Origin of the sequence: Sandarakinorhabdus sp. DWP1-3-1 (genome assembly GCF_049896705.1) — a bacterium.
Taxonomy (GTDB): domain Bacteria; phylum Pseudomonadota; class Alphaproteobacteria; order Sphingomonadales; family Sphingomonadaceae; genus Sandarakinorhabdus.
In genome coordinates this window covers 845,808-869,112 of the sequence record NZ_JAFCUV010000002.1, presented here as the reverse complement: position 1 = coordinate 869,112, position 23,305 = coordinate 845,808, and the positions used below count along the sequence as shown (strand labels likewise).

General features: G+C 67.6%; 19 protein-coding genes and 1 tRNA gene. 5 read left to right on the top strand and 15 right to left on the bottom strand.

Annotated features, from left to right (window positions below):
* Positions 1-203 precede the first annotated feature (203 nt).
* A tRNA-Ser gene (locus ACP7AI_RS13680) sits at positions 204-295 on the top strand.
* Between the two features lie 200 nt (positions 296-495).
* Here the strand turns inward: ACP7AI_RS13680 and ACP7AI_RS13675 are convergent.
* The 14 genes from ACP7AI_RS13675 to pstS all read right to left on the bottom strand — a co-directional run bounded on the left by ACP7AI_RS13675 (position 496) and on the right by pstS (position 16,386).
* Positions 496-993, bottom strand: coding sequence for a hypothetical protein (locus ACP7AI_RS13675; RefSeq protein WP_426168283.1), 498 nt, complete (start codon positions 991-993; stop codon positions 496-498).
* A 1,250-nt stretch (positions 994-2,243) separates the two neighbouring features.
* Positions 2,244-2,795 (bottom strand): recombinase family protein, encoded by a 552-nt coding sequence (locus ACP7AI_RS13670; RefSeq protein ID WP_426168280.1) that lies wholly within the window; start codon positions 2,793-2,795, stop codon positions 2,244-2,246.
* 85 nt (positions 2,796-2,880) lie between these two features.
* A complete protein-coding gene (locus ACP7AI_RS13665) occupies positions 2,881-3,069 on the bottom strand; it encodes a hypothetical protein (RefSeq protein WP_426168278.1) in 189 nt (62 codons plus the stop codon).
* 471 nt (positions 3,070-3,540) lie between these two features.
* A complete protein-coding gene (locus ACP7AI_RS13660; RefSeq protein WP_426168275.1) occupies positions 3,541-4,251 on the bottom strand; it encodes a hypothetical protein in 711 nt (236 codons plus the stop codon).
* A 769-nt stretch (positions 4,252-5,020) separates the two neighbouring features.
* A complete protein-coding gene (locus tag ACP7AI_RS13655; protein WP_426168273.1) occupies positions 5,021-5,641 on the bottom strand; it encodes a hypothetical protein in 621 nt (206 codons plus the stop codon).
* 741 nt (positions 5,642-6,382) lie between these two features.
* On the bottom strand, positions 6,383-7,480 hold the full coding sequence (locus tag ACP7AI_RS13650; RefSeq protein WP_426168270.1) for a tyrosine-type recombinase/integrase: 1,098 nt from the start codon (positions 7,478-7,480) through the stop codon (positions 6,383-6,385).
* A 399-nt stretch (positions 7,481-7,879) separates the two neighbouring features.
* Positions 7,880-8,926: a sensor histidine kinase gene (locus ACP7AI_RS13645; RefSeq protein ID WP_426168267.1), complete on the bottom strand. Its 1,047-nt coding sequence runs from the start codon at positions 8,924-8,926 to the stop codon at positions 7,880-7,882.
* Positions 8,927-8,963: 37 nt separating this feature from the next.
* Entirely contained in the window at positions 8,964-10,991 is a 2,028-nt protein-coding gene (locus ACP7AI_RS13640) for an FAD-dependent oxidoreductase (protein ID WP_426168264.1), read from the bottom strand.
* 10 nt (positions 10,992-11,001) lie between these two features.
* Positions 11,002-11,802 (bottom strand): enoyl-CoA hydratase/isomerase family protein, encoded by an 801-nt coding sequence (locus ACP7AI_RS13635; protein ID WP_426168262.1) that lies wholly within the window; start codon positions 11,800-11,802, stop codon positions 11,002-11,004.
* 67 nt (positions 11,803-11,869) lie between these two features.
* Positions 11,870-12,583, bottom strand: a complete 714-nt coding sequence (gene phoU, locus ACP7AI_RS13630; RefSeq protein ID WP_426168260.1) for a phosphate signaling complex protein PhoU — start codon at positions 12,581-12,583, stop codon at positions 11,870-11,872.
* A 13-nt stretch (positions 12,584-12,596) separates the two neighbouring features.
* Positions 12,597-13,361: a phosphate ABC transporter ATP-binding protein PstB gene (pstB, locus tag ACP7AI_RS13625; protein ID WP_426168365.1), complete on the bottom strand. Its 765-nt coding sequence runs from the start codon at positions 13,359-13,361 to the stop codon at positions 12,597-12,599.
* A gap of 69 nt (positions 13,362-13,430) precedes the next feature.
* Entirely contained in the window at positions 13,431-14,267 is an 837-nt protein-coding gene (gene pstA, locus ACP7AI_RS13620) for a phosphate ABC transporter permease PstA (protein WP_426168257.1), read from the bottom strand.
* Position 14,268: 1 nt separating this feature from the next.
* A complete protein-coding gene (gene pstC, locus ACP7AI_RS13615) occupies positions 14,269-15,243 on the bottom strand; it encodes a phosphate ABC transporter permease subunit PstC (protein WP_426168254.1) in 975 nt (324 codons plus the stop codon).
* A 60-nt stretch (positions 15,244-15,303) separates the two neighbouring features.
* A complete protein-coding gene (gene pstS, locus ACP7AI_RS13610) occupies positions 15,304-16,386 on the bottom strand; it encodes a phosphate ABC transporter substrate-binding protein PstS (protein ID WP_426168251.1) in 1,083 nt (360 codons plus the stop codon).
* A gap of 309 nt (positions 16,387-16,695) precedes the next feature.
* Between pstS and ACP7AI_RS13605 the strand changes: the two genes are divergently transcribed.
* The 4 genes from ACP7AI_RS13605 to ACP7AI_RS13590 are packed head-to-tail and all read left to right on the top strand — an operon-like array spanning position 16,696 to position 22,345.
* Positions 16,696-17,391, top strand: a complete 696-nt coding sequence (locus ACP7AI_RS13605) for an ABC transporter ATP-binding protein (protein ID WP_426168248.1) — start codon at positions 16,696-16,698, stop codon at positions 17,389-17,391.
* Positions 17,384-19,936 carry an FtsX-like permease family protein gene (locus ACP7AI_RS13600; protein WP_426168245.1) on the top strand — a complete coding sequence of 851 codons (2,553 nt, stop codon included), beginning with the start codon at positions 17,384-17,386 and terminating at the stop codon, positions 19,934-19,936. Before ACP7AI_RS13605 ends, ACP7AI_RS13600 begins: the two co-directional genes overlap by 8 nt.
* Positions 19,936-20,982, top strand: coding sequence for a lipocalin-like domain-containing protein (locus ACP7AI_RS13595; protein ID WP_426168243.1), 1,047 nt, complete (start codon positions 19,936-19,938; stop codon positions 20,980-20,982). The genes ACP7AI_RS13600 and ACP7AI_RS13595 overlap by 1 nt, the downstream gene beginning before the upstream one ends.
* A 49-nt stretch (positions 20,983-21,031) precedes the next feature.
* The gene (locus tag ACP7AI_RS13590) at positions 21,032-22,345 is read left to right on the top strand and encodes a Coenzyme F420 hydrogenase/dehydrogenase, beta subunit C-terminal domain (protein ID WP_426168240.1); all 1,314 of its coding nucleotides are present in this window, start codon (positions 21,032-21,034) and stop codon (positions 22,343-22,345) included.
* On the opposite strand, the gene ACP7AI_RS13585 is transcribed toward ACP7AI_RS13590, so the two are convergent.
* Positions 22,269-23,231, bottom strand: coding sequence for a protochlorophyllide reductase (locus tag ACP7AI_RS13585; RefSeq protein WP_426168237.1), 963 nt, complete (start codon positions 23,229-23,231; stop codon positions 22,269-22,271). The genes ACP7AI_RS13590 and ACP7AI_RS13585 overlap by 77 nt on opposite strands.
* Between the last annotated feature and the right edge of the window lie 74 nt (positions 23,232-23,305).

Sequence of the window (23,305 nt, the reverse complement as noted above, 5' to 3'; positions counted from 1 at the left end):
TGGGACGTGTTTCGCGGCCTCGACATGGACCGGGTCAAGGCCGTCATGAAGACCCCCGCCATCGCCGACCTGCGCAACGTCTACCGCCCCGATGAAATGGCCCGCAGGGGGATCGCCTACGCCTCGATCGGGCGTTGATGCGGCGGGGGCGCGACCTAGCGGTTGCCAAGCCCGTGCAAGGCCGGTTATAGCCGCCGTCGCGCGGAGTCGTGGGTGAGCGGCTGAAACCAGTAGTTTGCTAAACTGCCGATCTGGGTAACCGGATCCGAGGGTTCGAATCCCTCCGACTCCGCCAATCATTTTCTGACCGAATAAGAGCAGCGATCTCAATGCGTTGAGCGTATCTTGATTTGGAGTCTTACCCCAAATATTACCCCCGATGATTACCCCGCGGGGCTGTTCCAAGGCCTCTAGAAGCCGGCCAATCCTCGATGCTGTTTCGGCCGCCCAGACTTACAGGCACTGGAATAGCCCGCGCCGACTCTGCGAGCAGCGCTACGTCTCAGTTGGTTGCTGAGCCTCAGGAGTGCCAAGAAGCGCGCTACTTTCTATGAAGCCGACTAGGGCATCTGACCACTTCTCTACCGTCAGCTCTGCCAATGGAAAGGATGCGTTATATCTCCCCCTACTAAGCAAAAACATGGATTGGATGCTGACCTCTCCAGTAGTTCGAACATTGATCCTCAGTTGCCTTTCCGAAGAAGACATTGCCGCCGAGAGAACGAGCGAATAGCTTGGCAGTCCGCTGGTCATCGGAGACGGTGTGATTTCATGCAGACTGAGATTTATTCCAACCGTCGAAACAGTTTCGTTGATATCCTCGATTGCAAGTACCAGAGCTTCGTAGGGTTGCCCGATCCACTGCTTCAGAATTGAAGCGATATTGTCACGCGCAAGTTGTTCTTCCCGAGATGCTGCGGCCGCCTCTGCTGACCGTCGTTCCATTTCACGCCTATGTTGCTCGACAATCGCCGCGAGCTTGTCCGTCGTCATTAGCCGCCCCCAAACATTGATTGCCAGAACGTATCACGAACACGCTAGCAGTCAATCGCCGATCCGCGTGTCGTCGCGCAACGCGTCTTTCCAAAATGCTTACATCGGCCACCCTGTGCAGGCGGCGACGGCATGAAGAACACTCCCGAGTCGACAAGAGCTAACGGCGGGCCGCCGGGTTTCCTTGGCGGACGCGGCTTAAAGCCCTAAGGTGACTATGGGGCCTGCTGGGGGAGTTATTCAGAACATGCGAATGATTGCTTGTGTGGCGGTAGCGCTGGCTTGCATGGCAGCCGCCGCGGACGCCGAAGTCGTGACGTTTGATGACGTCGAGTGCCGCCAGGAGCCTTCGCTCAAGGCTGTTCATCTGGCGACGCTGACCCGGGGCGACCGCGTGGTGGTCCTCAGCCGGCGCGATGTATGGGCTCAAGTGGAACGCCCCCAGGCGCCTTGCTGGGTTCCCGGAGCGTTCCTGCTTTCGGACAAGTTGGCGGAGGGAATGTCCATGGCTCGCCCGGACCCGACGACCCCGCCGGCGCCCTCGGCACCGTCAACAGCCATCGGAAGCTGGGCAGCGCCACCGAGCTCGCCGACGGCGTATACAGGAGGAAGGGTCAACGGGTATCCCTACACGGCACCCGTCGCTGCCTCCAGGAAAGCCCGCAAGACACGAAGCGCGCGGACGGCTTCCCGGGCCTACGCCCCCAGCAGCGCGGGCGGGAGCTGCCCCTGTGGCACCGGCGCGGTGTGCGTAGGGCCACGCGGGGGCCGCTACTGCATCACCTCCGGCGGCAACAAGCGATACGGGGTCTAGCTGGGTGGTTCAGCTAGCGTTCCGTTTAACTAGCCTCAGCGCTCCCGATTGTGAGGGGTGCGATGGCCGCGACGGCGACAGCGCCGGCCGTAATTAGGCAGTGGGGAACGCCTCGGCTCAGCGCCTCTGGAGGGCAACAGCCGGTAGTGTGGCGGCGTTATGGCGCTGGTGGTTGCACGGAGCAGCGGTAGCGCTTGCCTTTGCCGCTTGCGTCGGGACGGCGTGGATAATGGGCGCGGGGGTGTGGCTGGCCCTTGCAAGCCCGGCGGTGCTCGCTTCTGAGGGATACACGGCCGCCGGGGCATTTGCTTTCTGGTGTCGGCTCTGGTGGATTTGGGGGCCGCTTGGGGCTTCGCACTTCGCACGGCACGTTGACGTCACGTCCTTTGGGCGGTTCTGAAACAAAGCAGGGGGCCACTCCAGCCCGCCCAAACCTTCAGCCCGCCTCCTCCCGGATAGCTCGGTACACACTAGACCGGCCGATATTCAGGCGCCGGGCTATCTCCGACGGCCCCACGCCCTGCCCGTGCAGCTCCCGCACCGCGTCGCCCTCAACACTCACCGGGCGGCCCTTATAGACCCCCTTCGCCTTCGCCGCGTCGATCCCCTCCCGCTGGCGTTCCTTCCGCAGGTCGGTTTCAAACTCCGCGATGGCGGCCAGCACCCCAAGCACTAGCTTGCCCATTGGCGTGGTGGTGTCCACGGCTCCCTGTTGCAGGCAGCGGAACCCGACCCCCTTGGCGTTGAGCCGGGCAACGATCCCCTGTAGGTCCAGACTGGACCGCGCCAGCCGATCAAGCCGCGTGACGACCAGCACGTCGCCTTCTCTGACGAAGTCCAAGGCAATCTCTAGGGCCTCCCGGCCGGCAGTCGTGGTGCCGGTCCGCTTCTCCGCGAACACCTTATCGCAGCCGGCGGCCGCCAGCGCCTCTTGCTGCACGTCCAGGCTTTGGCCGGTGGACGATACCCGGGCATATCCGATCAACATTGCTCTTGCTCCCTGCTAGTCGTGATGGCGGCGCGGGCGCCCCAGGATAGCCCCAGGATAGCCCCAGGGCGCCCCATGCGGCGGCTTAGGCGCGCACCAGGGAAGCGACGCGCGCGCGGATGCGAACGGCGCGGGCGGTTTCGGCGTCGGCGCCGGGAGCCGCTGCACAGTCGTCGGCGAAGGCGGCCAACGCGGCGGGCGTACCGGTCGGGACAAGAGCGGCAATGCGAGCCCGGATGCGGAGGGCGCGGGCGGTTTCGGTGGTGACGGTCATGGTAGTCTCCCTGTTCCAATTGCCTCTAAGGCCACTGACACATATTGCCCCAGAAACCTGCCGTCAACCCTATTGGCACAACTTATTTACAGTTGCCCCTTGTGCCGCACGGGTAAACCCTTTGGCACATAGGACCGGCTGCCCGGCACCGGCTGCCCGAACCAGGCTGCCCGAACCAAGCTGCCCCGGACAGGCAGCCACGGGCTAGACCCTCCCGCCGGCATCGCGCCCGGCCGCGCCAAGGGAGAGAGAGGGCCAGCAAGGCAACCCCCCTCTCCCCCGGCTCACCGGGCGCGGCACCCCCGATGGGGGGAAGCGGGGATTTTCGTCCCTACGCCTGCCCCTTCGGAAATCTGCTGCGAAAGTAACCGGCCTCAGCCGTAGGACCAGCCCGGCTCTTTCGGCTTAGGCTGGGGGACCGGCCGGCCCTTTCCCCACGGCTTCCCATGGGGCGGGATGACAACCCGGACCCTATTCACCGCGGCGGTGTTTCACCATCGCGAGCGTCTGGGCGCGTTCGTTGATCTGGCGGTCCAGGTTGATCTGGATAGCCCGCTTTTGGGCTTCCCTCTCGACATACGCCAGCTTCGCCTTGCGCTGCTCAAAGATGACCGCTTCCTCCAGCTTGCGCTGGCGAACCAGCTCCCCCGCCGGGCCGTCGATGCGCGCGATCTCGTCCGACAGGGCGCTGATCTCGTTCGTAATCGCGACGCGGCGCGTCTCGCTCAGCATGTAAATGGGGGCGCCGGTCTCCGGGTCAAACCCGCGCTTTTCGTTCAGGTCGGCGGCAAGCTGGTCGATCTTTTGCCAGTGGTTCCGCTCCCGCATTGCCTCGGCAATCAGGTGCCGCTGGTACGGATTGGCGTCATCGGCCGGACCGCGCCAAAGCGCGCCAACCTTCGCGAGCTCGGGAACGGCCTCTGCCTCCCCGTTGTCTTCAACCCAGCCGTCAGCCTTCATCCGGTTCGCCGTGTACCGTGTCGCGGCGGCAGCCGTCAGCCGCTCGCCAGGGGCGGCAGCGCGCGGGTTCGCCACCTTCAAGGCGGCCATCGGCCCATGCGGCGCAAGTCCGTCGCGGGCGTCGCCGCCAAGGATGGAGGCGCGCAGCTCATCGGCCGTGGGAATGCCCGGAAGCTCCATCGCGTCCAGGGCGCTGTAGTCGGGGGTGTTATCGGTTGCCATGTGTCAGTCTTTCGATAGCGGCCGGCGGGTTCGCCATGGTTCGCCATGTTGCCGGCCTAGGGGTTCCCTCAGGCTTCCCTGAAGGCGTGTTGAGGCGGACCCTGAGGGAACCGCCGGGGGTGAAGGGTGCCTCTTGCGCCATGGTCCCGGCCCCCTGCCCGCCAGCATGGCGAACGGGAGAGCAAGGGACCGGGCGGCTAGGGAGCCGCGCCCTCAGAGCACTGAAACTGAGGGGGCATCACCGAGAGGGCGACGGGGCGGCTTAGCGGGCGACCCGGTCGATACGATTAAGCTTGGCGCGAACGGCGTTGACCGCGTCCGGGTCGATGCCGCCGCCGGGGGCGATGCAGGACCGCGGCACCGGGCGAAGGGCGAACAGCGGGCAATTGCCGGCTTCGCAGGCGGCGACTTGCTCGCGCCAATGGCCGGCGGCCAGGGGGTCGTAGATGCACTGGCGGCAGAAGCTGTTGATAGCCGCGCGGGGGGAGGGCTTTGTGGTAATAGCGGGTTCCTACTGGCCAGCCGGGGCGGCGGGCGTGTTCGGGGTTGCTGGGATGGCGCCAGGGCGCCGGGGGTCCGGCCTCAGGGGAGGCGGAAGGTGGACGCGGGGCGGCCGAACGGGCCTGCACGACAGCGCGTCATTAGAGAGTGAAAGTGTGGGGTCCGGCGGCGGGTGGGAGGTTGGTGCCACCCGGACCCGTTTCGGCGCTGTAGAGTCCGCTGCGGCGGCCCCAGCGCGTCATCTGCGACCTATCCGGCGGCGACCGGCCTAGCCGGGGAGCGTGGCGCCTTTGCTCGCCTCAGCGGCGGCCAGCAGCGCGACTAGCCGGACCTGAGCGGCGGCGGACGGCGGCTGTTGAACGCGGCGGCTCTCCCGGGCGGCGGCTGCCGCATTCGCCCGCTCAGTCATCGCGGCCAGGACGACCTTGGAGGCGGCATCCCGTGCGGCGGCATTCGCGGCGCGTTCGGCGGCCCGGGCTGCTTGCTTCGCAGCGGCCTCAGAGGGCGGGACCGCGACGGCGGCGACGGGGGCAGACACCGGCGGGAGGTGCTTTCTCGGCCGCGGCCCGGCCGTCCCGATCCGGGCGGCATAGCGGGCGGCGCTTCGCTCAGCTTCACAATTGCGGCACCGCCCGTCCAGGCCATCGGCGCGGGAGCTATCCCGGCCGAACATCCATAGCGGGTGAGCTTCACCGCACACTCGGCAAACCTTCCGGCCGCTCTCAGCGGGGATGGCCCGGGGCTTTGCGCGGCTGGCGACCTTGCCCGCGACCCGGCGGCGCTCATAGGCGGCCCGGTTCACCTCCACGACGCAGCCGCGACAGGTGTAGGCCAGCCCGTCGGCGCGGGTGCGATCCCGGCCGAAATCCGCCACCGGCTTGGCGACCATGCACCGGGAACAAGTCTTGGCCGGGCTGGCGTCCATGCGGGTGCGGTTCCTATCGGCTAAGCGAAAATGGGCTGGGGGCTGGGACACCCCCTCAAGAGCAAGGGTTAATTGGGCGCGGCCCCAAGAGGGTCATTTAATCCGCCCCTCAAGAGAGAGTGTTAATCGGCGGCTGCTCAAGAGCGTGGGGTAATCAGCCGTCCCCAAGAGCAGGTGTTATTGCCCCTCAAGAGCAGCATTAAATTGTGGGGCTCCTCAAGAGCACGACCTAATCGGGCATTCCCAAGAGCAACCATCAATCCGGCCGCCTCAATGCCGCCGGCGCGGACGGCCCTTCCCCGATCTGCAACGAAAGGGGCCGGGCTTGTCAGGAAGCCCGCTCAGAGTCGCCAGCGCCCCCGCTGGCACCACGAACCCCGCAACCCCCTCAACGACTCCCATAGAGTCCCCAGGGCCGCCCCAGGCCCCTTGCGGCTTCCCTTCATGTTTCCCTCAGGCAACCGCCGTGCCGTTCCCGCCTGTCGGCGGGGGCGACAATCCCCCAGGGAAGGGGGTTGAAAGTCCGGGCCCGGTTTCTACGTAAAGAACCTTAAGGTAACCTAAGGCTACCCTAGGTCTTCTTTCATGTTTCCCCCTCATCAGGATAACCTACAGGTTACCCCAAGCCATCACGGGGCCTCCCTCAGGTGAGCCTCAGGGAAGCATGAAGGGAGCTGGGGGCTTGCTGGCGAAGGGGAACCCCGCTCAGGCCTCCCCTGCCCCAGCCGGAACCAGCACCGCCTCCACTCCGCCCCGTAGGTCCGCGGCGCTGGCCTTGCCGCTGTAGGTTCCCATGGTCATCCCCAGCGCCATGCTTTCAGTATCGTGGCCGAGCAAGTCCGCCACCACCCAGGGCGACGTCCCGGCATCGCGGGAAGTCCGGGCGAACCAGCGGCGCCAGCTATGGAAGTCGACATTGGATTGCCGCTGCCCCTCCGCCCGCTCGTCAATCCCCACAGCGCGCCGATAGCGGGTGTATTCCTTCACCGCCGGCATTGACCGCTCCCGCCCCGGCCCGGTGTCGGGAAGGTCCGCAATCAGGTAATCGGCGGCCCCGCGTTCGCCCGCCAAGGCGGCAACCCTTGAGGCTAGGGCCGAATGTATCGGCACCCGCCGGGTGGCCGCTTTGGTCTTGCCCTCTCCCGGTGCAGCGTTGACCGCGAACCACCCGCCCCGGCAATCGCCGACCCTTAGCCGGCAAATCTCGTCAATCCGCATCCCCGAAAGCGCGGCAATCCAGATGATCCCCCGGAGCCGTTCGGACGCCGGACCGGACAACAGCTTGACCGCCTCGTCATCGGTGTAGGGCCGCTTGCCTGTCGCGCTCTCCCCCAGCTTGGCCCGAGCTCCCCGCTTCGGTATCTGCCCGCCCCACGGGTTGGTCTCAGCTATTCCGCGGGCCACCAGCCAACGCCAATAGCCCGACAGGAAGGAAAGGTACTTCGCCGCGGTGGCGCGCTCCCGGCCCTTCAACAGCTCGCCCGACACGAAGCGGCAGGCGACCTTCCGGTCGATAGCCTCTACCGTCGCTGCTACGCTCCCTCGCTCGCACCACTCCACCAGGGTCCGAACCGAACGGCGCACCTCATCCTGACTGCGGTCCTTGATCCCGGACTCGCCTAGGTAGGTGGCCATTGGAAGCGCCAGCGGTGTCGCCTCGCCACTGGCCACCGCATAGAATGCCTCGGCCTTTGCCGGGCCACATTCAGCCTCCACCGCGCGGGCGCGTTCCGCAACGCGGCTGGCCAGCTCCTCCCGGCCGGTTTCCCCGACGGTCGCCTCCCGGTCCGCCCGGAGGCTCATTGCCTCTACCGCTAGCGGGCGGCCCCCGCCGGCAAGCCGCGCCCGCTCGGCCTCAATCCGCGCCTTGAGCTCGTGAATAACGCCATGCTTGATCCGCTCAGCGGTGGAGGGGCTATCAGTGCCTAGCCCCTGCTTGAGGATCGTCGGGAGCCGACCCCGAACAGCTTTAGGCACCGCCACGATGACCCTAATGGAGCCCCGATGCCATTCCAGATGGGCTCCCAACGCCCGCCGAACCACCATGATATTACCCCGCCAATTCCCCAGTTTCTTACCCCGGGGTAGGCGCAATATCACAATAACTCAAGGTGCATAGCCGCTTAGGCCACGGGGCGGGGAGTGTCCCTCCGACTCCGCCAACAACCTGCCTTTTCTCGACGACCCCGCGGGGTCTGTACCCTAGTTGACGAGCTGCTGGCGCGAGACGTGAAGCCGGGCGACGAGGCCGCTACCTTGCCAATCGAGGTCGAGCTTGCCGCGCAGTTGCTGTTCGACAGCGTTGCGCAGGATGCGGCTGCCGAAGCCGCGATGATCGGGTGCGCCCGAGAGGGCGGGGCCGCCGGTTTCGGCCCAGACGATCTCGATCATGTCGTCACCGGCCGTGCTCGAGATATCGAGGGTTCCCGATGGACGCGACAACGCGCCATGTTTCAGCGAATTTGTCGCGAGCTCATGGACCACGATCGCCATTGTGGTCGCGGAGGCCTCCCCGACACCCATGCGGGGCACCGAAATCTTGATGCGCCCAGCAAAGGCGCCTCCGTCGTCATAAGGCGACAGCAGCACAGAAATCAGATCGCCGAGCAGCGCCGCCTTGCCTTCTCCACCCGGTAGCGGCCGCACCATGCTGTGCACTCGCCCCAACGCCGTCAGCCGGTGCACCAGCTGATTGGTCATGTCGGCAACCGATTCGGCCGATTTTCCGGTCATGTTGGTTAGCGCGGTCGCGATGGTGAGAAGGTTGAGCACCCGGTGGCTCATCTCGCCGGCGAGCAGTTCATTGGCTTCCTCGTTCTGCTTTCGCTGCGTGACATCGATGAACACGCCGAACTTTGAACGCTGCTTCAGACCCTCCTCCGCACCCCTGCCGCGGGACGCCACCCAGCGGATCTTGTCGCCGAGCATGATCCGGAAATCGGTTTCATACATCCCGGTGACCGACTGCGTCGCCTGAAAGGCGGCGCGGACGCGGTCGCGATCGGCCGGGTGGATGTGCAGCGACAGGTCTTCGAAGCAGACTTGGTCAGCCCGTGGCAGGCCCCAGAGCGCATAGCCGGAATCGTCCATTGCCAATTGATCGGTGTCGACGTTCCAGCACCACAGCGCCACGCTTGCGGCCTCGACCGCAAACTTCAAGTGCTCGGGCAGCCACTCTTGAGACGCCACAGCCGATCCTAACACGCAATTCGTCTGAACAAAGTTCGAGCGCGAACGCGCATATTCCAAACTTGTCCCACGGAGTCGAGACAAACCGTGGCTCCGGTCAGGCGACCGCCGCCAGCTCCGATGCCTGGTTGATCGCGCGCTTGGCGTCGAGTTCCATGGCTTCATAGGCGCCGCCGATGAGTTCGGCTTCCACCCCTGCCGCGACCAGTTCGTCGTAGAGGGCGCGCAAGGGCACCTGGCCGGCGCAGACGATGACGGTGTCGACCGCAAACAACTGCGGCTCGCCGTTGACCAGCGTGTGCAGGCCCTCGTCGTCGACGCGGAGATAGTCGACACCGCCGACCATGCGGACGCCGCGGCGTTGCAGGGTCAACTTGTGGGTCCAGCCGGTGGTCTTGCCGAGGCCCTTGCCGGGCGCGCTGGTCTTCCTTTGCAGCAACGTCACCTCGCGATCGGCGCGGGCAACCTGGGGCACGATGCCGGTGACGCCGCCGCGGGGGTGGTTGGCGAAATCGATGCCCCATTCCTTGGCGAACACCGCGATGTCCATGGCCGCCGAAGTGCCTTCATGGGTGATGAGCTCGGCGACGTCGAAGCCGATCCCGCCGGCACCCATGATGGCGACGGTCTTGCCGACCGGCACGCGGCCCATGATGACATCGACATAGCTGGCGACCTTGGGATGCTCGATGCCCTCGACTTGCGGCTGGCGCGGCGTGATGCCGGTGGCGATGACGACCTTGTCATAGCCCTGGAGCATCGCCGCATCGGCGCGGGTATCGAGTTTCAGCGCGATGCCGAGCTTTTCGATCATGCGGCTGTAATAGCGCAGGGTCTCGCTGAATTCCTCCTTGCCCGGGATGCGCGCGGCGAGGTTGAACTGGCCGCCGATGCGCGGGGCGGCATCGAACAGCGTGACCTGGTGGCCGCGCTGGGCGGCGGTGACGGCATAGGCGAGGCCGGCGGGCCCGGCGCCGACGACGGCGATGCGGCGGACGAGTGTCACCGGCGGATAGTTGAGCTCCGTTTCCCGGCAGGCGCGCGGATTGACGAGGCAGCTGGTCAGCTTGCCGCCGAACGTGTGATCGAGGCAGGCCTGGTTGCAGGCGATGCAGGTGTTGATCTCGTCCTCGCGGCCCTCGGCGGCCTTGCGCACCAGGTCGGGGTCGGCGAGCATCGGCCGCGCCATCGAGACGAGATCGGCATCGCCGCGGGCGAGGACTTCCTCGGCGACCGCGGGCATGTTGATGCGGTTGCTGGTGATGACGGGGACGCCGACCTCCTTGCGCAGGCGTCCGGTGACGCCGGCAAAGGCGGCGCGCGGCACCATGGTGGCGATTGTCGGCACCTGGGCCTCGTGCCAGCAGAAATGCGTGCTGATGATGTTGACGCCCTCGGCCTCCACCGCCTTGGCCAGGGTCACGACCTCCTCCCAGGCCATGCCACCCTCCAGCATGTCCATCGCGGCGATGCGGAAGATGACGATGAAATCGGGGCCGACGGCAGCCCGCAAGCGGCGGACGACCTCCACCGGGAAGCGCATGCGGTTTTCGAAGGGGCCGCCCCATTGATCGGTGCGCAGATTGGTCTTTTCGACCAGGAAGGCAGAGAGCAGATAGCCGGCCGAGCCGATGATCTCGACACCGTCATAGCCGGCGAGCTTGGCCATCGCGGCACACTGGGCGAAGTCCGACAGCTGTTTTTCGATGCCGTCCTCGTCGAGTTCGTTGGGCACGAACTTGCCGATGCGCGAGCGGATTGCCGAAGGGGCGACGGCATCGGGTGTCATCGCCAGCGGGCCGGTGTGGAGAATCTGCATGCAGATCTTCACTTGCCCGTCGGCGGCATGGACCGCCTCGGTGACCTTACGGTGCTCGGCGGCTTCCTCCGGGGTCGACAGCTTGCTGCCGCCGCCGCCTTCATGGTTGGGGATGATGCCGCCGGTGATGATCATGCCGACGCCGCCGCGGGCGCGTTCGGCGAAATAGGCGGCCTGGCGTTCGAAGCCGCCGGGAATGTCCTCGAGCCCGGTGTGCATGGAGCCCATCAGGATGCGGTTCTTCAGTGTCGTGAAGCCGAGGTCGAGCGGGGTGAAGACGTGGGGGTAGCGAGGGTGCGTCATCATCGGGTTCCTGTCAGCGGCCAGTGTAGAGCGGCGCGCGCTTTTCGAGAAAGGCGCGCATGCCTTCGGCAAAGTCGGCACTTTGGGCGCAGAGCGTCTGATTACGGTTTTCGATGGCCATGGCGGCTTCGAGGCTGGGGGCATCGATGGCCATGGCAAGGCCCTCCTTGGTCAGCCGCAGACCTAGTGGCGAGGCGTACAGCATGTCGGCGACATAGGTTTCGGCGGTGGCCTCCAGTGCATCATCGGCGACGACTTCGGAGACCAGCCCGGTCGCCAGCGCACGCTGGGCGTGGATGAAGCGGCCGGTGAGCATCAGTTCGGCGGCGACCGAGGCACCGACCAGGCGTGGCAGGAAATAGCTGACGCCCATGTCGCATGACGACAGGCCGATGCGGATGAAGGCGGAATTCATGCGGACGCTTTCCCCCGCGACGCGGATGTCCGACGCCAGCGCAAAGGCCAGCCCGCCGCCGCAGGCCGGGCCGTGGACCAGCGCCACGATCGGCTGCGGGCAGCGGCGCATGCGGATATAGACATCGGCGAGATGGCCCTGGAAGCCATAGCCGCCGCCGAACGGCACCGCGGCCGGATCGGCGCGCGCCGAATCCTTGATGTCGAGCCCGGCGCAGAACGCCCGGCCGGCGCCGCGCATGACGATGACGCGGCAATCGCGGTCGTCGAACTTGCGACCAAAATAATCAGCCAGCTCGCCGACCATTTCCAGCGAGATCGCGTTCATCGCCTCGGGCCGGTTGAGGGTCAGCCAGTCGGCGGCGCCGCGGCGTTCGACGGTGATGGTGCGATAGGTCATGCGATACCCCTGCGGTTACCGATGACAGGCTGGCGGGCGTCCCTCAATAACGGAACTGACAGGGTGTTCAGCCGTGCGGCGTCGTGACCATCGCGGTGTCGTCGCGCTTGGTGCGTTCGCCCATACGCTCGCCGGTGGCGCTGTAGCTGACCAGTTCGGCGATGTTGGTGGCATGGTCGCCGACGCGTTCCAGGCTTTTGGCGATGAACAGCAGGTGCGCCGATGGTGTGATGCGCTGTGGATTTTCCATCATGAAGGTGAGCAGCGACCGGAACAGGCTGGTGTAGAAATCGTCGACGAGCTGGTCGCGCTCGGCAATGGCGGCCGCCTGCACGGCATCGCGGGCGACATAGGCATCGATGGCGCCGTGGACCATCTGCGCCACCATGCGTGCCATTTCGGGCACCAGCACCATCGGCTCCATCGGCGCGTCCTTGGCCAGCACGGTGGTGCGCTTTGCGATGTTCTTGGCATAGTCGCCGATGCGTTCGAGGATGCCGCTGATCTTCAGCGCGGCAACGATCTCGCGCAGGTCGCCGGCCATCGGCGCGCGCAGCGCGATGGTCTGGATGGCGAACGCCTCGGTTTCCGCCTCCAGCGCATCAATCTCCGAATCGCCATCGACGATGGTGCGCGCCGCGGCGGCATCGTGCCGGGCCAGCGCGTCGGCGGCGGCGATGATCTGTGCCTCGCACAGCCGGCCCATGCGGACAACGAGGCCGCGCAACCGGTCGAGATCACCATCGAACGAGCTGAGCGTATGGGCGGGAAGGTCGGTCATGCTGCTGTTCCCGTCACCCGAACCGGCCGGTGACATATTCGCGGGTTTTCTGCTCGCGAGGGTTGGTGAAGATCTGCGCCGTGGCGCCGGCCTCCACGACCTGGCCGAGATACATGAAGGCGGTCTGGTCCGAACAGCGCGCCGCCTGCTGCATCGAATGGGTGACGATCAGGATGGTGAATTCGGTGCGCAGCTCGGCGATCAGCTCCTCGACCTTGGCGGTGGAGATCGGATCGAGCGCCGAGGTCGGTTCGTCGAACAGCAGCACCTGCGGGCGCACGGCGATGGTGCGCGCGATGCACAGCCGCTGCTGCTGGCCGCCCGACATGCCGAGTGCCGAGGTGTTGAGCCGATCCTTGGTCTCTTCCCAGATCGCCGCCTTGCGCAGGCTCCATTCGACGCGCTCGTCCATGGCGCCGCGCGACAGTTTTTCATGGAGGCGGAGGCCGAAGGCGATGTTTTCATAGATCGACATCGGGAACGGCGTCGGTTTCTGGAACACCATGCCGATGCGCGAGCGCAGCTCGGTCGGATCGACCTTGGGGTCGATCAGGTTGACGCCGCCCATCATCACCTCGCCGGTGGCGCGCTGGCCCGGATACAGGCTGTACATGCGGTTGATGACGCGCAGCAGGGTCGATTTCCCGCAGCCGGATGGCCCGATCAGCGCCGTCACCCGGCGTTCGGGGAAATCCAGGTTGATCGATTTCAGCGCCTGGGTCTCGCCATAGAAGAAATCGAGGTTGCGGGTGGTGATGAAGGGTTTCGACCCGTCCATCGTGTCGTGGCGCCCCACGACATCGCCGAGCGATGCGACCTGCGGACTGTCGGCGGCCATCGTCGTCTCCTAGCGTTTCCGGCCCAGGGCCAGTTGCGCGATGATGTTGATGGCGAGCACGCCCAGCGTCACCAGCAGCGCCCCGGCCCAGGCAAGCTGCACCAGGTCGTCATAGGGACTGCCGGCATATTGATAGATGGTCAGCGGCAGGCTGGCCATCGGCTTGTCGAGCGAAGTCGACCAGTTGAGGTTGCCAAGCGAGGTGAACAGCAGCGGCGCGGTTTCGCCGGCGACACGGGCCAGCGCCAGCAGGATGCCGGTCAGGATGCCCGACCCCGCGGCGCGCCAGGCGATCAGCGTGACGACCTTCCATTTCGGCGCGCCCAGGGCCGCGGCGGCCTCGCGCAGCGCGACGGGCACCAGCGACAGCATGTCCTCCGTCGTCCGCACGATCATCGGGATCGCGATGACGGCGAGCGCGATGCCGCCGGCAAAGCCCGAATAGCTGCCGGTCGTCGCCACCAGCAGCACATAGACGAACAGGCCGACGAGGATCGATGGCGCCGATAGCAGGATGTCGCTGACGAAACGGGTGACATCGCCGAGTTTCGATCCGCGCGCATATTCCGACAGATAGGTGCCGGCCATGATGCCGATCGGCACGGCGACGACCATGCCAAGCGCGACCTGGATCAGGCTGCCGACGATGGCGTTGGCAAGGCCGCCGCCTTCACCGGTCGGCGCCATCGAGGTGGTCAGCACCGACCAGTGCAGCGCCGGCAGGCCGCGGGCGACGAGGGTCCAGAGGATCGAGCCCAGCGCCAGCAGCGACAGCAGCGCGGCGGCGCCGGCGATGATTCCGGCGATGAGGTTGACGGCCTTGCGACGGGTGGCGCGGGCGCTCATCTCAATTCTCCACCCGGCGGCCGACCAGGGCGCGCGAGATCGACAGCACGATGAACGAGATCACGAACAGCGTGACACCGAGGCCGAGCAGCGCCGCCAGCTTCAGCGAGCCGCCGCCGGCTTCGTTGAATTCATTGGCGATCGTCGAGGAGATGGTCGCGCCCTGGGCGAAGATCGACGGCGACAGCCGGGTGGCATTGCCGATCACGAAGGTGACCGCCATGGTCTCCCCGAGCGCCCGGCCCAGCCCGAGCATGATCGCGCCGATGAAGGCGCGCTTGCCATATGGCAGCGCGACATGGCGGATGACCTCGAACCGCGTGGCGCCGAGGCCATAGACCGATTCCTTCAGGATCACCGGCGTCGCGCCGAGCACTTCGACGAACATCGCGGTGATCAGCGGCAGGATCATCACTGCCAGCACCAGCCCGGCGGTGAACAGGTTGTTGCCCGACCCATAGTCGAACACCTTGTTCAGCACCGGCACGTCGACGAAGAAATCGGCGACGTTGAGGACGACATGCTGGGCGATGTACGGCGCCAGGATGAAGAAGCCCCACATGCCATAGATGATCGACGGGATCGCCGCGAGCAGCTGGATGAGGATGCCGATCGGCTGGCGCAGCACCTGCGGCACGATCTCCGTCAGCGCATAGGCGACGCCCATCGCCAGCGGCACGGCGATGATCAGCGCCAGCAGCGATGTCGCCAGCGTGCCGTAGATCATCACCCCGGCGCCGTAATCGTCGGCGATCGAATCCCACACCGGATTCCAGAAGAACGCCGGCCCGAACGTCCTGAGCGCCGGCCAGGCGCCCACCAGCAGCATCAGGATGATGGCGCCGAGCAGGCCGAAGACCAGCAACCCCGACGCGGTGACGCCGCCGGCGAACAGCCGTTCCGTGCCGCGCGACGACGCCGGTCGGGCCATGACCGTCGGCGGCGCGACCGCAATCGTCCCGGCGGTCCCGGTCATCGCCGGACCTGGCGGAAGGCAGGGCAGGTGAGCGCCAACAGGGCCATGGCCATGCTCCCGCTATTTGACCGCGTCGACGCCCTGGATGCCGGCCCAGCTCGCCTTGGCCTGGGCAACGGCAACGTCGGGCAGCGGGATATAGCCAAGCTGGTCGGCGACGGCATCGCCGTTGCTGAACGCCCAGTCGAAGAACGCCAGCACGGCGCGCGCCTTGGCCGGGTCGGCCGGCTTGGCGGGAACCAGGATATAGGTGGCACTGACGATCGGCCAGGTCTTGGCGCCGGGCAGCGCCAGCATGTCGGCGACGCCGTTCTTGGCGGTGCCCCAGTCCGCCTGCGCCGCGGCGGCGGCAAAGGTCGCCGGGCTTGCCTCGACATAGGCGCCATCGGCATTGGCCAGCTGCGTCATCGTCAGCTTGTTGGCGGCGGCGTAATTATATTCGACATAGCCGATGCCGCCGACGGTGTTCTTCACGTTCGCGGCGACGCCGTCATTGCCCTTGCCGCCCTGCCCGGCCGGCCAGCTGAGCGCCTTGCCGGCGCCGAGCGTCCAGTTCGGCGCGGTCTTCTTCATGTAGTTGGTGAAGATCGCCGTGGTACCCGACGAATCCGACCGATAGACCGGCGCCACCGGGATCGGGCGCAGTTGCAGCCCCGGATTGACGGCGGCGATCGCCGGATCGTTCCAGCGGCTGATCTTGCCCATGTAAATGTCGGCGATCAGCGCCGGGGTCAGGCGCAGCGTGTTGTCGGCGACGCCGGGGATGTTGACGATCATCACCTCGGACCCGATCACGGCCGGAAATTGCACCAGGCCGTTGGCGACGACGTCTTCCGGTTTCATCGGATCGTCGGTGGCGCCGAAATCGACGGTCCGCGCCTTGATCTGGGTCTGGCCGCCGCCCGATCCGATCGCCTGGTAATTGAGCGAGGCGCCGGTCGCCGCCGCATAGGCCGACCCCCATTTGCCGTAAAGCGGCGCCGGAAAGGTCGCGCCGGCCCCGGTAATATCGGCCTTGCCTGCCCCGCCGTCAGCGCCGCCGGCCTTGACGGTCGATGTGGCGGTATCGCCGCCGCAGGACGCGGTCATGACGATGATGACGCTGCCCAGTGCCAGCGGCATCATGCGCTTCAGGATAGTCATCGGGTACTCCTCGCCGTTAACGCGAGCTTGCATCCGCCCGTCGCGGTGCTCGTTCGCAGCCTTGTGTGACAGTTGGATGACATAGCCGGAACTAATCGCCGTGCAACCGGGCGGCAAGGTGCCAACCGATGGTCATGCGGCGGCTTTCAAACGAAAAAACGGCTTGCCGCGGCGAACCGGGCAACGCCGCGGTGACGGCAAGCGGCAACGCCGGTGGCCGGCCGAATCGGGTCCGGCACCATCGGCTGTCGCCGGGGTGCGGCGGCAGTGCCCCTGCCCCTCGGCCGCGCTTCGGCTAAGGTGCCGGCAATGCATGCCCCTGCCCTCCCCCGCGCCGTTCTCGCACTGTCCGACCTCGCCAAGTCGGTGCCGGGCGGCCGCCGCCTGTTTTCGGGACTCGACCTCGACGTCGCGCCGGGCGAAATCATCGCCATCATGGGCGAATCGGGGATCGGCAAGTCGACCCTGCTCAACCTGATTGCCGGGCTCGACACCAGCGACGCCGGGTCTATCGCGATTGCCGGCACCGATCTCGCCGGGCTCGACGACGATGGCCGCACGGTGCTGCGCCGCGACCATATCGGCTTCGTCTTCCAGGCCTTTCACATCCTGCCGCACCTGACGCTGGCGCAGAACATCGCGCTGCCGCTGGTGCTTGGCCATGCGGCGGGCCCGTCGGCGCTGGCGGCGGCGACGGCGATGCTGGCAAAGGTGGGCCTCGACGGCCGCGGCAACGACTATCCGGCGCAGTTGTCGGGCGGCGAATTGCAGCGCATTGCCATCGCCCGCGCGCTCGTCCACCGGCCCGCGCTGATCCTGGCCGACGAACCGACCGGCAACCTCGACCCGGAAACCGCCGAGCGCATCCTGGCGCTGCTGCTGTCGGAGGCGCGCGCCTCGGGCGCCGCGGCGGTGATCGTCACGCACAGCGATCGCGCCGCCGCCGTTGCCGACCGGGTGCTGGTGCTCGGCGCCTCGGGCCTGGTACCCCGCGCCGATGGTTAGCCTCGGCTTGCCGGCCACGCCGGCGCGCTGGATGGTCGTCGGCGAATGGCGGGCGCATCCGGCGCGGCTGGTCGTCGGCATCCTCGCCATCGCAGTGGGGGTGGCGCTGGGCTTTGCCGTGCACCTGGTCAACCGGACGGCGCTGGCCAGCTTCGATCGCGCCATTCGCAGCGTCAACGGCGCCGCCGACCTGCAGGTCCATTCGGCGACCCCGGCCGGCTTTGCCGAGGGCCTGTACCCGCGGCTGGCGCGGATCGACGGCATCGCCGCGGCGAGCCCGGTCGTGGAGCTCGCCGCCACCACCGGCACGCTGACCATGCCGGGCCGCAAGGGCGACGGCAGCCGACTGACATTATTGGGCCTCGACGTGCTGCGCGCGGCGACGGTGACGCCAAGCCTGGTCGGCATGCCGGTTAGCGGCGGCCCCGGCCGCGATTCGGCCTTCGACCCGCAAGCCATCTTCATGTCGCGCGCCGCGCTGCAGGCCATGCAGCGCCGCATCGGCGACAGCGTGACGATCGCCGCCGCCGGCCGGGCGCAGCACTTCACCATCGCCGGCGTCATGCCGGGCGCCGGCGACGACCAGGCGCTGGCGGTGATCGACATCGCCGATGCGCAGTGGCGCTTCGGGCAATTGGGCCGGTTGCAGCGCATCGACCTGCGGCTGGCGGCGGGCGCCGACCGTGACGCCGTCGCGCGCCGGGTGGCCGCGGCGCTGCCCGCGGATGCCGAGCTCGGCTCGCCCGATACCAATGCCCAGCGCAGCGACAGCCTGTCGCGCGCCTATCGCGTCAACCTCGAGATGCTGGCGATGGTGGCGCTGCTGACCGGCGGTTTCCTCGTCTATTCGGCGCAATCGCTGTCGGTGGCACGGCGGCAGCCACAATTCGCGCTGCTGCGCGTGCTCGGCCTGCGGCGGCGCGCGCTGACGGCGCAGATCGTCATCGAGGGCGCGCTGCTCGGGCTGGTCGGCGCGGCGCTGGGCATTGCGCTCGGTTATGGACTCGCCGATCTCGCGGTCACGAAACTCGGCGGCGATCTTGGCGGCGGCTATTTCCGCGACGGCGCGGACCGGCTCGATTTCGTGCCGCTGGCGGCGCTGGTTTTCGGCGGCATCGGCATTGCCGTCGCCGTGGCGAGCAGCCTGGTACCGGCGCTGGTCGCGGCGCGGGCGCGGCCGGCGGTGGCGCTGAAGACCGCGGGCGACGCCGGCGACCCGCGCGCCGTGCCGCTGGCCTGGCCGGGGCTGCTGCTGCTCGGGCTCGGCGGCCTCGCCGCGCTGGCGCCGCCGATCGGCGGGTTGCCGCTGCTCGGTTATGCGGCGATGGCGCTGCTGCTGGCCGGCGGCATCGCCATCATGCCGCGATTGGCGCGCACGCTGCTGGCGCCGCTGCAGCGCCTGTCGCTGCCGCCGGCGCTCGACCTGGCCGTCAAGCGGCTGTGGGGCGCGCCCGGCCAGGCGGCGGTGGCGTTGTGCGGGATCGTCGCCTCGACGGCGCTGATGGTGGCGATGGCGGTGATGGTCAGCAGCTTCCGCGGCTCGGTCGATGCCTGGCTGGTGCAGATCCTGCCGTCGGATATTTATCTACATCTGGAGGGCGCCGAAGCCGGCGGCCTCGATGCCGCGGCCCAGGCGCGGCTGGCGGCGAGCCCGGGGGTCGCGTCGGCGCGGTTCGTCCGGCAGTTGCCAATACGGCTGGCGCCCGACAAGCCTGCGGTGATCCTGTCGGCACAGGCCGATCCCGCCGCCAGCCTGGCGATGATCGGACCGACGGTGCCGGTGCCGGCCGGCGCGACGCCGGTGTGGGTGTCCGAACCGATGGGCTGGCTTTATGGCCTGAAACCCGGCGACCGCTTCGCGCTGCCGCTCGGCGGCGCGTCGCGGCCGGTGGTCGTCGCCGGGGTGTGGCGCGACTATGCCCGGCAGTTCGGCGCCATTGCCATGCGCGACCGGGATTATGCCCTGGCGACCGGCGACCGCACGATGACCGAGGCGGCCATCGACGTGGCGCCCGGCACCGATGTGGCGGGCGTCATCAAGGCGTTGCGAGCGCAACTGCCTGCCGGGGTTTCGGGCCAGGCGATGTTCGGTGAACCACGGCAGATGCGGGTGCTGGCGCTGCGCATCTTCGACCGCAGTTTCGCCATTACCTATGCGCTGGAGGTGATCGCCATCGTCATCGGGCTGATCGGCGTCGCCGCGACATTTTCGGCGCAGACGTTGGCGCGGGTGCGTGAATTCGGCATGCTGCGCCACATCGGCGTGCGGCGGCGCCAGGTCATGGCGATGCTGGCGGCGGAAGGCGCGCTGCTGGGCGTCGTCGGGGTCGTCGCCGGGCTGGGGCTGGGCGTGGTGATGAGCCAGGTGCTGATCCATGTCGTCAACCCGCAGTCGTTCCACTGGACGATGGACACACGGCTGCCCTGGGGCCTGTTCGCGGGGCTGGCGGTGACGCTCGTCGGCGCGGCGGCCGGCACGGCGGTGCTGTCGGGCCGGCAGGCGCTGTCGTCCGATGCGGTGCGGGCCGTGCGGGACGACTGGTGATGAAGTGGCTGCTCGCCCTGTTGCTGCTGGCGGCGGCGCCCGTCGATTATGCCCCAGTGCGGCCGGGCGTGCCGATCGTGTTCCCGCGCGACCATGGCGCCCACCCCGATTTCCGCACCGAATGGTGGTATGTCACCGGCTGGCTGAAGCTGCCGGACGGCACGCAGCGCGGTTTCCAGGTGACGTTCTTCCGCACCCGGCCGCCGGTCGATCCTGCCAATCCCAGCGCCTTTGCGCCGCGCCAGGTCCTGTTCGCCCATGCCGCGCTGTCGAACCCGGCCCGCGCCCGGTTGCGCCATGACCAGCGCATCGCCCGGGCGGGGTTCGGGCTGGCGGAGGCGGCGACGACCGACACCGATGTCCGCATCGATGACTGGATGATGCGGCGGGGTGCCGACGGCGTGCTCCGCACCCAGGTGCAGGGCGACGGCTATGCGCTCGACCTGGCGCTGGCGCCGACCCAGCCGCCGCTGCTGCAAGGCCAAGGCGGTTTCAGCCGCAAGGGTCCGGCGCCGGGCGACGCCAGCCATTACTATAGCGTGCCGCACCTGAAGGTCGGCGGGACGCTGGTCGAGGACGGCCGGCGGGTGACGGTGTCGGGAACGGCCTGGCTCGATCGCGAATGGTCATCGTCCTATCTGAACCCGAATGCCGTCGGCTGGGACTGGATGGGGCTGAACATGGATGACGGCGGTGCGCTGACGCTGTTCCGCATCCGCGACAAGGCCGGGCGACAGGTCTGGGCCGGCGGTTCCTATCGCGGCGCCGACGGGCGGTCGACGGCGCTGGCGCCGGCGGATGTGCGCTTCACGTCGGCCCGGCGCTGGCGGTCGCCGCACACGGGCGCGACCTATCCGGTGGCACCTGTGGTTACAGTCATGCTGCGCGGTAAGCCCTTGATCGTGACGGTATCGCCAATGTTCGACGACCAGGAGCTCGACAGCCGGCGCGGCGGCGGCCCAGTCTATTGGGAAGGGGCGGTGACGGTACCGGGCGGGCGCGGCTATCTCGAGATGACAGGCTATCAGGCGGCGTTGAAAATGTGACCTGGTGGGACGACTTGCGACGCCAGCGCCTTTCCGCCACGGTCGCGAAATGAGCCGTGACGACCATGAACCTGCCCTTTGGACACCGCCGCTGGCACCGGCGGTGCCGCGCAGCCTGTGCACCGATTGCGGCATCTCGCGCAGCAGCACGCCCGGCGATTGCGGCACCGCCTGCCAGTTCATCAAGCCTGACTACGCCGCGCTTGAAACGCGCGTCCACGGCCGTCCGCGTGACCTTGCCAAACCCGACGAGCTGTTCTTCGGGCCGTTCCAGCACATGGTCCGGGCGTCGCTGAAACCGGCGATTCCCGGGGCGCAATGGACCGGCATCACCACGCGCATTGCCGAGAAACTGCTCGAAGGCGGCGCCGTCACCGCGGTGTTGACCATGGCACCCGACGCGGAGGACAAATGGAAGCCGGTGCCGGTGATCGTCACCCGCGCGGAAGGCATGGCGCAGGTGCGCGGCATGCGCATGGGCTATGCGCCGCTGCTGGCGCTGCTCGAACCCGTCCGCGCCGCTGGCCACACCCGCATCGCCGTGATCGGCATTCCCTGCCAGGTCCATGCCCTGCGCGCGCTGGAAACAAAGCTGGGCCTGGAAGCGCTCTACGTCATCGGCACGCCGTGTTCGGACAATACGACAACCGCCAATTTCCACGAGTTCCTGGCGTTGCTGTCTGACCAGCCGGAAACGATCACCTATCTCGAATTTCGCGCCGATTATCATGTCGAGCTGCGTTTCGACGATGGCCGCACCAAGGCGGTGCCGTTCCTGATGCTGCCGCTGTCCGACCTGCGCCCCGATTTCTTCCCGCTGACCTGCCGCACCTGTGTCGACTACACCAACAGCCTCGCCGATGTGACCGTTGGTTACATGGCCGGATCGGGTGAACAATGGCTGGTCGTCCGCAATGCGCGCGGCGCCGAGCTGGTGGCGCTGCTCGGCGACGAGTTGAAGACCGCGGCACCTGCCGACAGCGGCAATCGCGTCGGGCCGGTCAAGGGCTTCCTCGCCAATACCGAACGCGCCGCCGGCGGCCTGCCGCTGCGCCGGATGCCGAAGTGGCTGCGGCCGGTCGTCGGCTGGCTGATGCCGCGGGTCGGCCCCAAGGGGCTGGAGTTCGGCCGCGCCCGCGTCGAGATGAAGGCCGTCGAGACTATCCTCCACCTGCGCCGCGAAAAGCCGCGGCGCATGAAGACCATGATCCCACCGCATGTCTGGACGCTGGTGGCGCCCTATGGGCTAACGCCGGGGCCGGGGGAAAGCGAGTGGGATCGCGGGTTCACGCCAGGCCGGTCAGCTTCGCGGTCAGGTCCCACAGCCGTGCGGCACGGCCCTGGTCGTTGGCCTTGGCGCTGAGCGGCTGACTAAACGCTTCGCGACCGGCGCGCTGGCGGTTGCCCCAGCTCCAATGGACGCCGGAAGCGGTGAAGGCGGGGTCGGCGACGACCTGCGCCACCCGCTCGCCCGACAGCGGCTGGCTGACATAGCCCTTGGTGATGTTCTTCTGGAACCAGGGGAAGATCTTGCGGAACAGCGGCGGCGCATGGCGGAACAGCGGCGTTTCGGCGACGCAGCCGGGGTAGAGCGTCGCGAACACGATGCCGGTGTCGGCATGGAAGCGACGGTGCAGTTCCCGGCTCATGATCATCGTGCAGAGCTTTGAATCCTTGTAGGCCTTGCCGGGCTTGAAAGGCTTGCCGTCGATCATCGCGACCGGCGCGCGGAAACCCGCCGCCAGCCCCTCCAGGTCGCCGAGGTCAGCCGGCGCCGGGATCGGCACCTTGCCGCCGAACTCTTCGGAATTGGCGGTGACGGTGCCCAGCGTGACCAGCCGCGGCGCCGCCGCCTGTTCGAGCCGGGGCATCAGCAGGTTGGCGAGCAGGAAATGCCCGAAATAATTGGTCGCGACGCTGATCTCATAGCCTTCGGGAGACCGCAGCGGCGCGGTGAGGCGGGGCAGGTAGACCGCGGCGTTGCAGACCAGCGCATCGAGTGGCCGGCCGGTGGCGCCGAATGCGGCGACAAAGGCGCGGACGCTGGCCAGGTCGCCGAGGTCGATCGGCATGATGGTCCGCGACGTGGCCGGGATGCCGGTTGCAACGGCGGCAGCCTCGGCCTTGGCAAGGTCCCGGCAGGCCATGACGACGTGCCAGCCGCGGTCGGCAAGGGCCTTTGCCGACCACAGGCCAACGCCCGACGAGGCGCCGGTAATGATGACGACGGGCACGGTTCTGGCGTCCATGGGGCCCTGCGGGACGGTTGCGAAACGGGCGGTCTGCATGGCGCAACGCCCATCCCGCCGCAACCCCGGCTTGA

What these genes read in the sequence shown, in the direction of transcription:
- ACP7AI_RS13675 (WP_426168283.1), bottom strand. Translation starts at nt 993, where the DNA reads ATGACGACGGACAAGCTCGCGGCGATTGTCGAGCAACATAGGCGTGAA.
- ACP7AI_RS13670 (WP_426168280.1), bottom strand. Translation starts at nt 2,795, where the DNA reads ATGTTGATCGGATATGCCCGGGTATCGTCCACCGGCCAAAGCCTGGAC.
- ACP7AI_RS13665 (WP_426168278.1), bottom strand. Translation starts at nt 3,069, where the DNA reads ATGACCGTCACCACCGAAACCGCCCGCGCCCTCCGCATCCGGGCTCGC.
- ACP7AI_RS13660 (WP_426168275.1), bottom strand. Translation starts at nt 4,251, where the DNA reads ATGGCAACCGATAACACCCCCGACTACAGCGCCCTGGACGCGATGGAG.
- ACP7AI_RS13655 (WP_426168273.1), bottom strand. Translation starts at nt 5,641, where the DNA reads ATGGTCGCCAAGCCGGTGGCGGATTTCGGCCGGGATCGCACCCGCGCC.
- ACP7AI_RS13650 (WP_426168270.1), bottom strand. Translation starts at nt 7,480, where the DNA reads ATGAGCCTCCGGGCGGACCGGGAGGCGACCGTCGGGGAAACCGGCCGG.
- ACP7AI_RS13640 (WP_426168264.1), bottom strand. Translation starts at nt 10,991, where the DNA reads ATGATGACGCACCCTCGCTACCCCCACGTCTTCACCCCGCTCGACCTC.
- ACP7AI_RS13635 (WP_426168262.1), bottom strand. Translation starts at nt 11,802, where the DNA reads ATGACCTATCGCACCATCACCGTCGAACGCCGCGGCGCCGCCGACTGG.
- phoU (WP_426168260.1), bottom strand. Translation starts at nt 12,583, where the DNA reads ATGACCGACCTTCCCGCCCATACGCTCAGCTCGTTCGATGGTGATCTC.
- pstB (WP_426168365.1), bottom strand. Translation starts at nt 13,361, where the DNA reads ATGGACGGGTCGAAACCCTTCATCACCACCCGCAACCTCGATTTCTTC.
- pstA (WP_426168257.1), bottom strand. Translation starts at nt 14,267, where the DNA reads ATGAGCGCCCGCGCCACCCGTCGCAAGGCCGTCAACCTCATCGCCGGA.
- pstC (WP_426168254.1), bottom strand. Translation starts at nt 15,243, where the DNA reads ATGACCGGGACCGCCGGGACGATTGCGGTCGCGCCGCCGACGGTCATG.
- pstS (WP_426168251.1), bottom strand. Translation starts at nt 16,386, where the DNA reads ATGACTATCCTGAAGCGCATGATGCCGCTGGCACTGGGCAGCGTCATC.
- ACP7AI_RS13605 (WP_426168248.1), top strand. Translation starts at nt 16,696, where the DNA reads ATGCATGCCCCTGCCCTCCCCCGCGCCGTTCTCGCACTGTCCGACCTC.
- ACP7AI_RS13600 (WP_426168245.1), top strand. Translation starts at nt 17,384, where the DNA reads ATGGTTAGCCTCGGCTTGCCGGCCACGCCGGCGCGCTGGATGGTCGTC.
- ACP7AI_RS13595 (WP_426168243.1), top strand. Translation starts at nt 19,936, where the DNA reads ATGAAGTGGCTGCTCGCCCTGTTGCTGCTGGCGGCGGCGCCCGTCGAT.
- ACP7AI_RS13590 (WP_426168240.1), top strand. Translation starts at nt 21,032, where the DNA reads ATGAGCCGTGACGACCATGAACCTGCCCTTTGGACACCGCCGCTGGCA.
- ACP7AI_RS13585 (WP_426168237.1), bottom strand. Translation starts at nt 23,231, where the DNA reads ATGGACGCCAGAACCGTGCCCGTCGTCATCATTACCGGCGCCTCGTCG.